Raw genomic sequence first — 14,174 nt, 5'->3', positions numbered from 1 at the left:
GCGTCAGCTACGTAGCATTGGGGGCTGCCAGACCAACGTGCGGGGAGAGTTCGAAGCCCTACGCCACCGACCGGGGAACAGCGAGTGCCCGACGGGCGGAGGCGGGGAACTTCCGAAGGCCGGCGGAGCAAACTTCGAGGCCGCCTTCAGGCTCAGCCGCACCCGAACGCCGGGAGGCCCCCGTGAATGATCTCGCGACCGCACGCACACACGAGTACGAGAGAGTGCTCAGCGACATCATCGCCAACGCCGAACGGCTCGACATTCTCCGGCGCCTGGAAACCGGCGGCATCGACCCTCACGCGTCCTCGGCCCTGTACGCGCTCCGCTACGCCGCCACCATTCTGTGGCCCATCGTCCCGAGCGCCCCGTCCCCCGGCTACCGGCACGACAATGAACATCTCCTCTGGCTGATCGGCAACTGGCGGGACGCGGCGCTGGGACTCGGCGAGTTCGCCCCCGACCACCCCGACCTTCAGATCGTCACCGACACGACGCCGCCCTCGTAGGGGACGCGAATCCCATTGGCCTGGGAGTCGTAACGGCGCCTTCGGGAGTCCTCGTGTGGGGTCACCGGATCGTGGGTTTCCACGACCCGGTGACCCACGTCCCGGCTGCCCGGGACGTGGCGGCCCACGACGCTTAGATGCTTTTAAAGAACTTGGGAAAAAACCCAACCAAACCCCACCCCACCCCCGTCCTGACCTGCATCACTCGCACGGGTGACAAAGGGCAATCGGGCTGGATTCAGGGCGGGTTGGCTGGCATATGCTCGCGGCGACCGATCACCCCAGAACATGAGACGGCCCTCGGCGAGACTGACAATCTCGAACGAGGGCCTGACCACGAGGAAGAAACCACAGACTTCCCGATGGATACCCCGCAGGCTATCGCGCCCCCGCCCGCCCGGTGCAGCTCACCCTCACCCGGGTCTCAGACCGACGTCACGCCGACCTCCGGCGTCATCCACGTCAACGTCCGCCACGTCTCCGGCTTCGTGGTCATCGGCAACCACCTCGCCCAGCACCGCGCGCTCTCACTCGTCGCGATCGGGCTCGCCGTGCACATCCAGTCGCTGCCCGCCGGGGCGAAGATCGGCATCAAGGTCCTCGCCGAGCGCTTCCCGGAGAGCGAGACCCGGATCGCGTCCGCCCTCCGCGAGCTGGAGGCGGTCGGCTATCTGCACCGCAGCCGCGTACGGCTTGCCACGGGCCGCGTGGTCACCCGTACGGTCTCGTACAACCAGCCGCGCACCGCCGCCGAGCCCACGGCCACCGTGCCCAGGCCCGTCGCAGCCCGGAAGACCACCGCCCTCAAGGTCACCACGCTGCCGCCCCCACGTCCTGACGCGGACGTCCACGCCGAAACAACGGCCCCGCCACCGCCACCGCCTCCGCAGACTCCGGCCGCTCCCCCACCACCGCCACCGCCGCCTCAGACACCGGCCGCTCCCCCGACGCCCCCGACGCCCCCGCCGTCTCCTCCCCCGACGGTTCCGGACCCCGCCCCCTTCGTCCACGTACCGGCTCCTACGGCTCCGAGGAAGCAGCCCGTGCCGCTGCCTCAGCCCAGCACGCCCACCGAGGAGCTTCACCGGGCCGCCACGGCGCTGCTCGCCGACCTGCGCCGTCACGCGCCCCAACTGACCCTGTCGGAGGCGGATATCGAGAAACTCGCACCCGGCGTCGCAACCTGGCTCGAACGGGACGCGCACCCCGACGCCGTACGCCATGCCCTCACCAGCGACCTTCCGGTGCCCGTCAAGCACCCGGCGAAGTTCGTCCGCAGCCGGATCACCACCCTCCTGCCACCACCGCTCCCCGGCACCGCCGACCTCGTCCCGCCGCCACGCCGCAAGACCGTCGTCATCCCCCTCGTGACCTGCGACGGCTGCGAGCGCGTCTTCCGTTCCCCCGATCCCGATCCCGGCTACTGCCGCGACTGCCGAGCCGAACGGGCGCAGGCAGCGGCACAAGCACAGCCGCAACCACAGACACAGACACAGGCACAGGCACAGACACAGGCGTACGCAGCGTCGTAAAGCGTCATCACGTGGTGCCGTCGGCGGGCAGTCGCCCTGGGAGCCCGAGTCGCGCGAACCGGTCGGCATGGAAGGTGGTGATCTCGGTGATCGCCCCACCGGTGATGCGCAGGACGTCGATCGTCAGCGGCAGATACGCGCCCTCGGAGGGCTGCCAGAGGTAGAAGGCCCGGGCAGGCTGCCGGTTCACGGAGGTGGGGACGGCACGCAGGCCGGTCATGCCCGCGAAGCCGCTCTCGGTCAGGAAGTCCACCACCGCGTCGCGGCCGACGCACACGCCGGGGGTGGGCGGCATGGAGAAGCGGACGTCGTCCCGGAGCATCGAGGCCAGCGCCTCGACGTCCGTGGCCACGCTGGCCTCGGTGTACCGGCGCACCAGCTCGCGCGTGGTGGTGTCGTCCTCGCCGGCGCTCCAGTCCTGCCGCTCGCCCGGCAGGTGCGCGCGCATCCCGGAGCGGGCCCGCTGCAGGGCGCTGTTCACGGAGTTGACGGAGTCCCCGAGGAGGCCGGCGACCTCCTTCGCCGGCCAGCCGAGCACATCCCGCAGGATCAGTACGGCCCGCGGGCGCGGCGCGAGGTGCTGCACCGCGACGACGTACGCCAGCTCGATCGTCTCCCGCGCCACCGCCATGCTCTCGGGCTCGTCCGCGTTCGCCGCGGGCAGCTCGTCGAGCAGTTCGTCGAGCAGCCGGTCCGGGTAGGGCTGCAGCCACCGCACCTCGCCGCCGCTCGCGGGCTCCGGGCGGCGCTTGGCGAGGAGGTCCAGGCAGGCATTGGTGGCGATCTTGTACAGCCAGGCCCGGAACGTCGACCGGCCCTGGAAGGTCTCCCGCCGCCGCCAGGCCCGCAGGAACGTCTCCTGCACGGTGTCCTCGGCGTCCTCGAACGACGCGAGCATGCGGTAGCAGTGCACGTGCAGCTCCCGCCGATGCCGCTCGGCCAGCCCCGAGAACGCCGATTCGTCCGCCTCTGCCGGCTCCTGCACGTCCAGCTCGCTCAAACCGAGCCCCTCCAGCACCGTGTCCGCCGCCTTGTCCCCACTCATCGGACCCGTCTCCTTCCGTCTCATCGTGTCCGGTCGTATATGTGACGGGTGCGGTCGCGAAAACTCATCACCGCGCTCTCGCAGCGGGTGGGGGTCCCTCCCGGGCGTGACGAGAGACCTCCCCCGCCCGCTTAGTTGTTCAACTAGATGCGATGGCCGAATCCGTCCGGGCCGCCTCCTCGCCCATACGCTCGTTTCACAAACTCTCCACCTCACAGGTCGACCAAGGGGCGATGGTGACGGAACTGGTCAAGCTGGGTGACGGCCTGCAGGTGTACACGCAGAGCGTCCTCGAAACGCAGTACATCTACGACGAGATCTTCCAGCAGGGCTGTTACAGCACGCTGGAGCTCCCGGACAAGCCGCTGGTGTTCGACGTCGGCGGCAACATCGGGATGTTCGTCCTCTTCATCAAGAGCACGTACCCGGACGCGGAGATCGTCTCGTTCGAGCCCATGCCGGACTCGATCGACCTGTTCGGCAGGAACATGGACCTGCACGGCCACACGGACGTGACCCTGCACCGCACGGCCCTGGGCAGCAAGCCGGAGGCCGGGGTCACCTTCTCGTTCTTCCCGATGCTCCCGGCGAACTCCACCCGCTACCCGGAGATCAAGGAGCAGCCGAAGGCGCAGATGGCGCAGCTGTCCGACGCGGCGCTCGCGGACCAGATGTACTTCGCCGAGAAGGTCACCGTCGACGTGGAGCGGCTGGCGGCCTACCTGCCGGCAGACCGTGACGTGGACCTGCTGAAGGTCGACGTGGAGGGCGCCGAGGCCGATGTGCTGCTCGGCATCGACGACGCGCAGTGGCCGCGCATCCGCCGCGTGGTCGTGGAGGTCGCGGACCTCGACGACCAGCTGGAGCGGGTCTGCTCCATCCTGCGCGCCCAGGGCTTCGAGGTGACGCCCCAGCAGGCGCCGCTGACCGACGCCGAGGACAACTACTACATGGTGCAGGCCGTCCGCGTCTGACCCCCACGGGCACGGCGTACGGAAACGCTCGGTCCTACGAAACACGCTCGGTACCACGGAAAACGCTCGGCCGGAGATGTTCCGGCCGAGCGTTTTCCGTAGTGCCGGGCGTCTTCCGTAGGACCGAATCACTGTCACCGCACGGCCCCGGCGCCCGCGAAGGCGCCGGGGCCGCCGTTGTCAGCTGCCCAGCGGCCAGGGGACCTCGGGCGACGGGTAGTAGTTCACACGGGCCTCGCGCAGCCGCGGCCCCTGGGCCGCGAGCCGCACCTTGAAGGCGTCCCAGTTGTGCGAGGACGCCTTCGCCCAGCCGATCTCGGCGATCGACAGGAGGCGCGGGAACGCGAGGTTCTCCAGCTGGTTGATGCCGAACACCGTCTCCGACCACAGCGGCGCCTCGACGCCGGCGATCGTGGACTCACCCAGCCCGGCCACCTGCTCCTCGGGCTTCCAGTCGTAGGAGTCCTCCACCGTGGACGTACCCGCCCAGGAGTTGCCGACGGGGTACTCCGGCAGCGACTCGTTGTACTTCATGTCGAGGTACGCGTTGCTCGCCGGCGCCATGACGAACTTGCCGCCGCCCTTGGCGGCCTCGACCAGCTGCTCGTCGTTGATGCCCGCGGCCCACAGCTCGGTCACCGAGGTCTTCGGGTCGAGCGACCCGGCGGCCTCCTGCCAGCCGAAGACCTTCTTGCCGTGCTTCTCGACCAGCTTGGCGACCTTCTGGAGGTAGAGGTCCATCTCGGCCTGCGGCCGCTCGTGCGCCTCGTCACCGCCGATGTGGATGTACGGCCCCGGGGTGAGGGCCGCTATCTCGCCGATCACGTCGTCGAGGAACTCGTACGTCGTCGGGTTGTCGATGCACAGCTTGCCGAGCGGGCTGTTCACCCAGTCCGTGTACGGCTCCAGCGGCTTGCCGTCACAGGTCAGCTTGGCGTACGAGGCCAGCGCCGAGTGCATGTGGCTCGGGCCCTCGATCTCCGGGACGACCGTGACGCCGCGCGCCCAGGCGTAGGCGACGAGGTCGCTGTACTGCTCCTGCGTGTAGTAGCCGCCGAGCATCCCGCCGGTGCCGCTGCTGCCGCCGATCTTGGCCAGTTCCGGCCAGGACTTGATCTCGATCCGCCAGCCCTGGTCGTCGACCAGGTGCAGATGCAGATAGTTGATCTTGTAGCGGGCGATGGCGTCGATGTAGCCCTTCACGTCCGGGGCCGGAAGGTGGTGCCGGGCCACGTCGAGCATGGCACCCCGGTACCCGTAGCGCGGGGCGTCCGAGATCACGCCGCCCTGCACCCGCCAGGGACCCGGCATCCGCTGGGCGCGGTCGACCTTGACCGGCAGCAGCTGACGCAGCGTCTCCACCCCGTTGAACAGGCCGGCACGGTCGTCGGCGCGGATCGTGACGGCGTGTGAGGTCACCTCCAGTTCGTAGCCCTCGGGCTTCGTCACCTTGTTGGCGCCGCCGAGGGCCAGCACGATGCCCTCCGGCCGGGCGCCGGAGGCCAGGGAGCGCACCGGGAGGGCGTAACCGGTGGGCTTGCGCAGCAGGCCGGTGAGGAACGCGGCGGCGTCGGTCGCCTCCTTGGAACCGGCGGTCGCGTAGACCGCGTCGTCCGGCTCCAGATCGAAGGCGACACCGGCCGTGGTGCGGACCTCGGCGGGCTGCGGAACGACCCGGGTCAGCGGCACCGTGCCGCTCACCCGGGCCTGGCCGCCCGCCGACGCGCTCGCCGTGGTCAGCATGGCCGTCATCGTCACCACGACCGCGATCACTGTCCCCTTCGCACGGCGTGCGAGACGGTGTCCGGGTGGACTTGCGTGTGTGTTCATCGGTGACTGCGTCTCTCTGTCGAGGCGGACTGATGTGAGGCGGACTGATGTCCTGAATCCATCGACACCCAGCTTGGTCAACACGGTCTAGCGGGAGCCCTAGTCTTCGTTCCGCTCGCTCGAAGGCGGCCCCCGGGCGTGTACATACTCACGCCGTGAACGGACAACCGGCCCAGGACCGACCCACGCCCCCGCGGACAGCCGGCCGAAGCGGCCACATCGGCGTCTGCACCTTCCCCGCGTACGCGCACATCGCACCGGCCGTTCCGCTGATGACCGAACTGGTACGGCGCGGACACCGGGTCACCTGCTTCGTCACCGAACGCTTCACCGAGCTGGTGCGGAGCAGCGGCGCCGAGGCCGTCGTCTATCCGTCGCGCTTCCCATGGGCCGACGGGCCGACCGGAACCCCGGTGGAGAACATCCTCGCCTTCTTCGAGGAGGCGCTGGCCCCGCTGGAGACGGTGGCCGCCCGGTTCGACGGCGACCGGCCCGATCTCCTCGCCCATGACCTCGCTGCCTCCGAGGGCGCCCGGCTGCTGGCCCGCTCCTGGGACGTGCCGGTGGTGCAGCTGTGCCCGACCATCGCCTCAGGGCCCGGCTTCTCGATGTCCGAGCGGCAGAGCCGGGAGGTGACCGGCCCGCCGCCGGAGCCGGTCGACCCGCACGATCCGGCCATCGCCGCGTTCGTGGACCGCCGCAAGCGGCTGCTCGCCGGGCTCGGTCTGGACGATTCGCCGCTGGACGGCTTCGGCGGGGACGACGGCGACAACATCGTCTTCCTGCCGAAGGAGTTCCAGCCGGCCGCGGAGACCTTCGACGACCGGTTCTCGTTCATCGGCCCCTGCCTCACGGACGGCTCCGAGGACGACGGGCCGAAAGCCGAGCGCTCCGAGGACAACGCACCGGAAGCCAAGCGCTCCGCGAGCAGCGCACCGGAAGCCGGCGGCTGGCAGCCGCCGGACGGCCGCAAGGTCGTGCTGCTCTCACTCGGCAGCTCGTACACCCCCGACCAGGCCGCATTCCTACGGTTCTGCGTCGAGGCACTGGCCGGGTCGCCGTGGCACCTGGTGGTGACCCTCGGCCACCGCGTCACCGCGGAGGAGCTGGGTCCGCTTCCGGACCACGTGGAGACCCACCAGTGGCTCCGGCACCCCGAAGTCCTGCGGCACGCCTCCGCGTTCATCACCCACGCCGGGATGGGCAGCGTCATGGAGTCGCTGGTCCACGGCGTGCCGATGGTGTTCGTGCCGTTCCACATCGACCAGCGGGTCATCGCCCAGCAGGCCGCCGGCCTCGATCTGGGACGCGTCCTCATGCGGGAGTCGGCCAGTGCGGCCGCGCTGCGTGCGGCGGTCGACGAGGTCGTCTCCGGTCCGGACGTCGCGGCCGCCGTGGCCGCGATGCGCCGCCATGTGCGCGAGGCGGGGGGCGCCGCACGCGGTGCCGACGCCGTCGAGCGCCTGATGCGCCGGCCCGGCCGTCCACGCACCCATCCCGCGCCACCTACGGAAGTGACTCACCCATGAAGGGCATCATCCTCGCCGGGGGCGCCGGAACGCGCCTGCACCCCGTCACCCTCGCCGTCTCCAAGCAACTGCTCCCCGTCTACGACAAGCCCATGATCTACTACCCGCTCTCCGTGCTCATGCTCGCGGACGTCCGGGACATCCTGATCATCTCGACGGCCGAGGACCAGCCGCTGTTCCAGCGGCTCCTCGGTGACGGTTCCGAGCTGGGCCTGCGGCTGAGCTACGCGGTCCAGCAGGACCCCAACGGGCTGCCCGAGGCGTTCGTCATCGGCGCGGACTTCATCGGTGACGACTCGGTCGCGCTGATCCTCGGGGACAACATCTTCTACGGCCCCGGCATGTCCGACCGGCTGCACGAGAGCCGCCGCGACCTGGACGGCTGCGTACTGTTCGGCTACCACGTCTCCGACCCCGAGCGGTACGGCGTGGGCGAGGTCGACGAGCGGGGCCGGCTGATCGGCATCGAGGAGAAGCCGGTCCGGCCGCGCACCAACCGCGCCATCACGGGGCTGTACTTCTTCGACAACCACGTCGTGGACATCGCCAAGAACCTGACGCCGTCGGCGCGCGGCGAGCTGGAGATCACCGACGTCATCCGGCACTACCAGCGCGACGGCAACGCGCATGTCGTCGATCTCGGCCAGGGCTTCGCCTGGCTGGACACCGGGACCCACGACTCGCTGATGGACGCCGGCCAGTACGTCCAGGTGCTGGAGCGGCGCCAGGGCGTGCGCATCGCCTGTATCGAGGAGATCGCCCTGCGGCGCGGCTTCATCGACGCCGAGGCCTGCCTGCGGCGCGGTGCGCGGCTGACCAAGTCCGGTTACGGCGAGTACGTCATGAACCTCGCCCGCCGGAGTCTGGAGGCCCAGGCCTCCGAGCCGCTGCCCACCGTCGCGGCGCAGCCCCGGGAGATGGCGGGCCTGCGATGAGCGGCCGTCACATCGCCTTCTTCAACTACGCCGCGCACGGCCATGTGAACCCGACCCTGCCCGTCGTCGCCGAGCTGGTGCGGCGCGGCAACCGGGTGACGTACGTGGTCGCGGACCAGTTCGCGGACGTGGTCGCGGCCACCGGTGCCGACGTGATCCCGTACGAGTCGGTCGTGCCGAAGTCCTGGAACACGGTCGCCATCCCGGCGAAGATCACCGGCGACGACATGGCCGAGGCCGCGGTCGGCCATCTGACCGAGGCGTTCGCGCCGCTCGACGAGGCGGAGAAGCGGCTCGGCGACGACCGGCCGGACGTCATGGTCTACGACGCGTTCGGCTTCGCCACCGGCCGGCTGCTGGCCCGCAAGTGGCAGCTGCCCTCGGTGCTGACGGCGACGACGTTCGTGGTCAGCGAGACCTGCAATCCGTACGCCGAGCTGGCCGCGACCATGTCCGCGCCCGACCCGGACCATCCGGCGCTGGCCCGTCACCGGGAGCTGCTGCGCGGCACGCTGGACGCGCACGGCCTGGGCGACCTGTCGAACGAGGAGTTCACCGGCGCCCCCGAGGAGCGGACCGTCGTCTTCGTCGCGCCCGAGTTCCAGCCGGGCACCGAGACGTTCGACGAGCGGCACGTGTTCGTCGGGCCGTGCATCGGGGACCGCGCCCACCAGGGCAGCTGGCAGCGCCCGGACGACGGGCGGCCGGTGGTGCTGGTCGCCCTGGGCAGCTTCGGTTACGAGAACCAGGCGGCGTTCTACCGGGACGCGCTCGCCGCGCTCGCCGATCTGCCCTGGCACGTCGTCATGTCGCTGGGCGGTCTGGTCACCGCGGACGATCTGGGTCCGCTCCCGCCGAACGTGGAGGCGGCGCCCTGGGTGCCGCAGCTGTCGGTGCTCTCACACGCCTCGGCCTTCGTCTCGCACGCCGGCATGGGCAGCACCATGGAGGCCCTGTCGTTCGGCGTGCCGCCGGTCGTGGTGCCCCGTACCGGCGAGCAGGACCTGGTGGCCGCGCGCGTCGCCGAACTGGGCCTGGGCCGCTCCATCGCCCCGGCCGACCTCGACGCGCAGGGGCTGCGTGCCGCGGTCCTGGGCCTCGCCGAGGACCGGGAGACCCGGCGCCGGGTGCGGGAGCTGTCCGCGAGCATCGCCGACCGGCGCGGCCCGTCGCTCGCCGCCGACACGATCGAGGCCAGGGCGGCCGCGTCATGACCGAGTCCCCCCGGCACTTCGCCTTCCTCCCCTATCCGGCGTACGGGCACATGGTGCCGGCGCTCCCGGTGGTCGCCGAGCTCGTGGAGCGCGGCCACCGGGTCACCTGCTTCACCACCGAGGAGTTCCTGGACCGGGTCCGGGCCACGGGCGCGGAGGCGTGCCTCTACGATCCGCCGCTCTCCTCCGACCCGCCGCCGGACGTCATCGACGCCGACGAGTGCGCGCGGGCCCCGTTGAAGCTGCTGGAGGCCAGCACGGCGGTCCTCCCGGCGATCGAGGCCCGTTTCGCGGACGGGCCGCCGGACGTCGTCGTGTACGACACCACGCTGTGGCTGACCGGGCGGCTGCTGGCCGCCCGCTGGGGGCGGCCCAGTGTGCAGCTGTCCCCGACGTTCATCTCCAACGAGCACTTCAACCTCTCCGAGCAGCACCAGGAGTTCGCCGGGCAGATCGATCCGGCGCACCCGGCGATCGTCGCCTTCGCGGAACGGCTGCGGTCCATCGTGACCGGCAGTGGTCTGCGCGAGGAGCAGCAGGCCGAACTGTTCAACGGGCACGAGGAGTTCACCGTCGCGTTCGTGCCCAAGGAGTTCCAGTTCCGGGGCGACACCTTCGACGACCACCACGTCTTCGTCGGACCGACGACCCGGCCACCGGCCCCGGCGGCCGACGGCACGACCTGGCAACCACCGACGGACGGCCGTCCGGTGCTCCTCGTCTCCCTCGGCACCACCGTCAACAACCACCCCGACTTCTTCCGCGACTGCGTGAAGGCCTTCGCCGATCTCCCCTGGCACCTGGTCCTCGCCCTCGGCAAGCGGGTGGCCCCCGAAGAACTGGGCCCCCTGCCGCCGCATGTGGAGGCGCATCCGTGGGTGCCCCTGGCCGAGGTCCTGCCGCACACCTCGGTCCTCCTCTGCCAGGCCGGCATGGGCAGCGTCCAGGAGGGCCTGCGGGCCGGTGTCCCCATGGTCGTCGTCCCCCACCACCCCGAACAGCACGTCAACGCCCGTCGGCTGACCGACCTCGGCCTCGCCCGGACCGTGCGGCGCGAGGACGCGACCGTGACCGCCCTGCGCGACGCCGTACTCGACGTGGCCGCCGACACCGCACTGCGCGACCGCGTCCGGGACATGAGCCACCACGTCCGCTCGGCCGGCGGCGCGGAGCGGGCTGCCGACGCGATCGAGGAGCGGTTGCGGGCACTGACGCCGGAGGCGACGCGATGATGTCGGAGACCGCTCAGGAGACGGTGGATCCGGGGCCGGTGGTTCGGGCCCCGGTGCCGGACCCGCCCGTCCCGGGGCCTGTACGGGAGGCAGGCCCCGGGTCCGTGCCGGAGACCGGGTCCGTGCCGGAGACCGGGGTCAGGCCGGAGACCGGGGTCAGGCCGGAGACCGGGGCCGGGCCGGTGCCGGACCCGCCGGTCACGCTGCCGCAGACGCGGACCTGCCCCTTCGACCCGCCGCCGGAGTACGCCGAGCTGCGCGAGACGTGTCCGGTCGCCCCGCTCGCCCTGACCGTGGGGCCGGGCGTGGGCTCCGGCTGGCTGGTGACGCGGCTCGCGGACGTACGGGCCGTGCTGAGCGACCGGCGGTTCAGCCACCGCAACGAGCTGATCGGCCTGCCGATCCCGCCGCCCTTCCCGATGGACACGTACGCCCCGCCGCCCGCGGCCCCCGGCGCGTTCATCAAGATGGACCAGCCGGACCACTCCCGCTACCGGCGGCTGCTGGCCCGGCGGTTCACGATGCGGTCGGTGGCGGCACTGACCCCGATGATCACGCGGCTGACGGAGGAGTACCTGGAGGCGATGGCCGGGTCCGGCCGGCCCGTGGACCTGGTGAGCGCGTTCGCGGAGCCGTTCACGGTCCGGGTGATGTGCGAGATGCTCGGCGTGCCCGAGGCGCTGCGCGAACCACTGTCGCGGCATCTGGCCGTCCTGTCCCGGATGCACTACACGGTCGAGGAACTGATCACCGCGTGCACGGCGATCGCCGAGGCGCTCCAGGACCTCGTCGCCGCCAAGCGCACCGACCCGGGCACGGACCTGCTCGGCGAACTCGCCACCGCCGAAGGCCTCACCGACGAGGAGGTCGTCAACCTCGCCTGGGCCCTGCTCGGCGGCGGTTTCGACACGACGGCCAACATGCTGGCCCTTGGCACCTTCGCCCTGCTGGCCCACCCCGACCAACTGGCCCTCCTGCGGGCCCGCCCCGACCTGGCGGACAACGCCGTGGAGCAACTGCTCCGCTACCTCACCATCTCCCACCTCGGGGCCAGCCGCGCGGCCCTGGAGGACGTCGACCTGAACGGTGTGCGGATCAAGGCCGGGGACACCGTCGTCCTCGCCCTCCCCGCCGCCAACCGCGACCCGGCCCACTTCGACGCCCCCGACCGGCTCGACATCACGGCCCCGGCCCAGGGCCACGTCGCCTTCGGCCACGGCGAGCACCAGTGCATCGGCCAGAACCTGGCCCGCGCCACCCTCCGCATCGCCCTCCCGATGCTCTTCGCCCGCTTCCCCGACCTGCGCCTCGCGACGCCGGCGGACGACGTACCGCTGCGCTCGGACATGCTCCATTACGGGGTGCACGAGCTGCTGGTGGAGACGGGGGACTGAGGGGTCCGTCCCACGAACGGCCGCTCATCGCACGCTGCTACCGTCATGATCATGGACCTGACCAACACATCAGCGGTGACCATCGAATCAAGGGCTGAACACGATATCGATGCGGGCACGCACCGAAAGATTCACCGACTGCTGGCGGAAAGCTTCCCCGGGTACCCCTCCCGCTCCTATTTCAAGCAGCTTCCGCATCTCAGGTACCTCGCATGGGAGGGCGACGGCGACACCCTCGTCGCGCACGTGGGCATCGATCACCGAATGATCAGGAACGGTGATACGCCGTTGCGGGTCTTCGGAATAGTCGATGTCTGCGTCGCCGCATCAGCACGGTCGAGGGGAATGGCCAGCAGCATTCTGAGCGACATCGAAACCACGGCCCGCTCTTCCGGCGCCGACGCGCTGCTCCTCTTCGCGGACGACCCGCGCCTCTACCTCGCCAACGGTTACCAGCAGGTATCGAACGATGCGAAATGGCTGATGCTCCATGAACACGAAACGTTCGGCATAGCGGAGAAGCCCGTCAGCGAGATGATGGTGAAAATGCTGTCGGACGACCCATGGGGCGAAGGAGCCGTCGACCTTCTCGGCTACCTTTTCTGATCCCCTGCCCCGGGTGGCGTCCGGGATCAGGCGGCGCTGAGCGGCCGGTGAGCCGGCACCGGCCCCGGTGCCGAACTCCTCGGTGACCCCACCACCGCCCTGGATCTGGGGCCGGCGGAGGGCGAGAACGCCGCCTTCCTCGCCCGCGCCGGGGTCGAGGTGACCGCTGTCGACTTCTCCGTCGTCCAGGTCGAGCGGGCGCGCCGCTTCTGGAAAGGCGAGAGGCGGCTCACGTTCGTGCACGCCGGGGCGTGCGCCTTCCTCGACGCAGACGGTCCGCGGTTCGACGCGATCCACTCGACGTGGGGAGCCGGAGCGGCGGGAGCCCAACCGGACACCCGCACACGCGACGGCCGCCGGACCCCATTTCGGTCCGGCGGCCGTCGTGTCCCTGTCCGAGACTCCGTCAGGCGGTCTCGGCGGGCCACCACTGCGGGTGGTCCTGGTACCAGCGGACCGTGCTTTCCAGGCCGGTGGTGAATTCGATGGACGGGGTGAACCCGAGCTTCGTGATCTTGCTGAAGTCGAGGGAGTAGCGCAGGTCGTGGCCCTTGCGGTCGGCGACCTGCTGGATCATGGAGGGGTCGGCGCCGCAGAGTTCGACGAGGCGGCGGGCGATGGAGATGTTGCTGACCTCGACGCCGCTGCCGATGTTGTAGACCTCGCCGGGCGCCCCGTCGGTGAGGACCAGCTGGATGGCGGTGCAGTGGTCGGCGACGTGGAGCCATTCGCGTACGTTGCGTCCGTCGCCGTAGAGGGGGACGGGCTTGCCGCGCAGGAGGCGGGTGATGAAGAGGGGGATGAGCTTTTCGGCGTTCTGGTAGGGGCCGTAGTTGTTCGAGCAGCGGGTGAGCCGGATGTCGAGGCCGTGGGTGCGCCGGTAGGCGAGGGCGGCCAGGTCGCTGCCGGCCTTGGAGGCGGCGTAGGGCGAATTGGGCTGGAGCGGTTCCTGCTCGTCCCAGGAGCCGAGTTCGATGGAGCCGTACACCTCGTCGGTGGAGACGCAGAGGACGGTGGCCACGTCGTGGCGGGCGCAGCTGTCCAGGATCTGCTGGGTGCCGACCACGTTCGTGGAGGCGAACGGGACGGCGCCGGCGACCGAGCGGTCCACATGGGACTCGGCGGCGAAGTGGACGACCACGTCGTGGCCGGGCAGGACCGCGTCCAGGGCGGCCGCGTCGCGGATGTCGCCCTGGACGAACGTCAGACGTTCGTGGCCGATGGGCAGGTTGGCGGTGTTGCCGGCGTAGGTGAGCAGGTCGAACACGGTGACTTCGGCGTCCTCGTATCCGGCGTACTCACCGGCGAGCATGGCCCGCACGTACTGCGAGCCGATGAATCCGGCTCCGCCTGTGACAAATACCTTCACGTCGA

The 14,174-nt window shown here is 70.6% G+C and carries 13 protein-coding genes; 10 read left to right on the top strand and 3 right to left on the bottom strand.

Annotated features, from left to right (window positions below; genetic code table 11):
• Nucleotides 1-182 precede the first annotated feature (182 nt).
• Nucleotides 183-509, top strand: coding sequence for a hypothetical protein (locus ACFVDM_RS20375; protein ID WP_383641526.1), 327 nt, complete (start codon nt 183-185; stop codon nt 507-509).
• A gap of 362 nt (nt 510-871) precedes the next feature.
• A complete protein-coding gene (locus ACFVDM_RS20370; protein ID WP_383641523.1) occupies nt 872-2,041 on the top strand; it encodes a helix-turn-helix domain-containing protein in 1,170 nt (389 codons plus the stop codon).
• A gap of 7 nt (nt 2,042-2,048) precedes the next feature.
• Here the strand turns inward: ACFVDM_RS20370 and ACFVDM_RS20365 are convergent, their stop codons facing one another.
• Nucleotides 2,049-3,086: an RNA polymerase subunit sigma-70 gene (locus tag ACFVDM_RS20365; protein WP_383641520.1), complete on the bottom strand. Its 1,038-nt coding sequence runs from the start codon at nt 3,084-3,086 to the stop codon at nt 2,049-2,051.
• Between the two features lie 233 nt (nt 3,087-3,319).
• Here ACFVDM_RS20365 and ACFVDM_RS20360 point away from each other — a divergent pair, with 233 nt between their 5' ends.
• Nucleotides 3,320-4,060, top strand: coding sequence for an FkbM family methyltransferase (locus ACFVDM_RS20360; protein WP_383641517.1), 741 nt, complete (start codon nt 3,320-3,322; stop codon nt 4,058-4,060).
• Nucleotides 4,061-4,240: 180 nt separating this feature from the next.
• Here ACFVDM_RS20360 and ACFVDM_RS20355 read toward each other — a convergent pair whose 3' ends face one another.
• Nucleotides 4,241-5,803 (bottom strand): beta-N-acetylhexosaminidase, encoded by a 1,563-nt coding sequence (locus ACFVDM_RS20355; RefSeq protein ID WP_383641514.1) that lies wholly within the window; start codon nt 5,801-5,803, stop codon nt 4,241-4,243.
• A gap of 242 nt (nt 5,804-6,045) precedes the next feature.
• Here ACFVDM_RS20355 and ACFVDM_RS20350 point away from each other — a divergent pair, with 242 nt between their 5' ends.
• From ACFVDM_RS20350 to ACFVDM_RS20320, 7 genes are all read left to right on the top strand, one after another.
• Complete coding sequence (locus ACFVDM_RS20350) at nt 6,046-7,419, top strand: nucleotide disphospho-sugar-binding domain-containing protein (protein ID WP_383641511.1); 1,374 nt, start codon at nt 6,046-6,048, stop codon at nt 7,417-7,419.
• Nucleotides 7,416-8,354, top strand: a complete 939-nt coding sequence (gene rfbA, locus ACFVDM_RS20345; RefSeq protein ID WP_383641508.1) for a glucose-1-phosphate thymidylyltransferase RfbA — start codon at nt 7,416-7,418, stop codon at nt 8,352-8,354. The genes ACFVDM_RS20350 and rfbA overlap by 4 nt, the downstream gene beginning before the upstream one ends.
• The gene (locus ACFVDM_RS20340; protein ID WP_383641505.1) at nt 8,351-9,568 is read left to right on the top strand and encodes a macrolide family glycosyltransferase; all 1,218 of its coding nucleotides are present in this window, start codon (nt 8,351-8,353) and stop codon (nt 9,566-9,568) included. Before rfbA ends, ACFVDM_RS20340 begins: the two co-directional genes overlap by 4 nt.
• Entirely contained in the window at nt 9,565-10,800 is a 1,236-nt protein-coding gene (locus tag ACFVDM_RS20335) for a macrolide family glycosyltransferase (RefSeq protein WP_383641502.1), read from the top strand. The genes ACFVDM_RS20340 and ACFVDM_RS20335 overlap by 4 nt, the downstream gene beginning before the upstream one ends.
• A 122-nt stretch (nt 10,801-10,922) precedes the next feature.
• Nucleotides 10,923-12,194, top strand: a complete 1,272-nt coding sequence (locus ACFVDM_RS20330) for a cytochrome P450 (RefSeq protein WP_383641499.1) — start codon at nt 10,923-10,925, stop codon at nt 12,192-12,194.
• 51 nt (nt 12,195-12,245) lie between these two features.
• Complete coding sequence (locus ACFVDM_RS20325) at nt 12,246-12,800, top strand: GNAT family N-acetyltransferase (RefSeq protein WP_383641496.1); 555 nt, start codon at nt 12,246-12,248, stop codon at nt 12,798-12,800.
• Nucleotides 12,801-12,899: 99 nt separating this feature from the next.
• Nucleotides 12,900-13,280 carry a class I SAM-dependent methyltransferase gene (locus ACFVDM_RS20320; RefSeq protein ID WP_383641685.1) on the top strand — a complete coding sequence of 127 codons (381 nt, stop codon included), beginning with the start codon at nt 12,900-12,902 and terminating at the stop codon, nt 13,278-13,280.
• On the opposite strand, the gene rfbB is transcribed toward ACFVDM_RS20320, so the two are convergent.
• Nucleotides 13,207-14,169, bottom strand: a complete 963-nt coding sequence (rfbB, locus tag ACFVDM_RS20315; protein WP_383641494.1) for a dTDP-glucose 4,6-dehydratase — start codon at nt 14,167-14,169, stop codon at nt 13,207-13,209. The genes ACFVDM_RS20320 and rfbB overlap by 74 nt on opposite strands.
• Nucleotides 14,170-14,174 lie beyond the last annotated feature (5 nt).

This window comes from Streptomyces sp. NPDC057682, from assembly GCF_042799575.1.
Classification (GTDB): Bacteria; Actinomycetota; Actinomycetes; order Streptomycetales; family Streptomycetaceae; genus Streptomyces.
The sequence above is the reverse complement of the archived record's forward strand: the minus strand, read 5'-3'. Positions and strand labels throughout refer to the sequence as shown.

Bases quoted from the DNA above. Each gene is read 5' to 3' on its own strand.
- ACFVDM_RS20325 (WP_383641496.1), top strand. From the start codon at position 12,246: ATGGACCTGACCAACACATCAGCGGTGACCATCGAATCAAGGGCTGAA.
- ACFVDM_RS20340 (WP_383641505.1), top strand. From the start codon at position 8,351: ATGAGCGGCCGTCACATCGCCTTCTTCAACTACGCCGCGCACGGCCAT.
- ACFVDM_RS20360 (WP_383641517.1), top strand. From the start codon at position 3,320: ATGGTGACGGAACTGGTCAAGCTGGGTGACGGCCTGCAGGTGTACACG.
- ACFVDM_RS20335 (WP_383641502.1), top strand. From the start codon at position 9,565: ATGACCGAGTCCCCCCGGCACTTCGCCTTCCTCCCCTATCCGGCGTAC.
- rfbA (WP_383641508.1), top strand. From the start codon at position 7,416: ATGAAGGGCATCATCCTCGCCGGGGGCGCCGGAACGCGCCTGCACCCC.
- ACFVDM_RS20365 (WP_383641520.1), bottom strand. From the start codon at position 3,086: ATGAGTGGGGACAAGGCGGCGGACACGGTGCTGGAGGGGCTCGGTTTG.
- ACFVDM_RS20355 (WP_383641514.1), bottom strand. From the start codon at position 5,803: ATGCTGACCACGGCGAGCGCGTCGGCGGGCGGCCAGGCCCGGGTGAGC.
- ACFVDM_RS20370 (WP_383641523.1), top strand. From the start codon at position 872: ATGGATACCCCGCAGGCTATCGCGCCCCCGCCCGCCCGGTGCAGCTCA.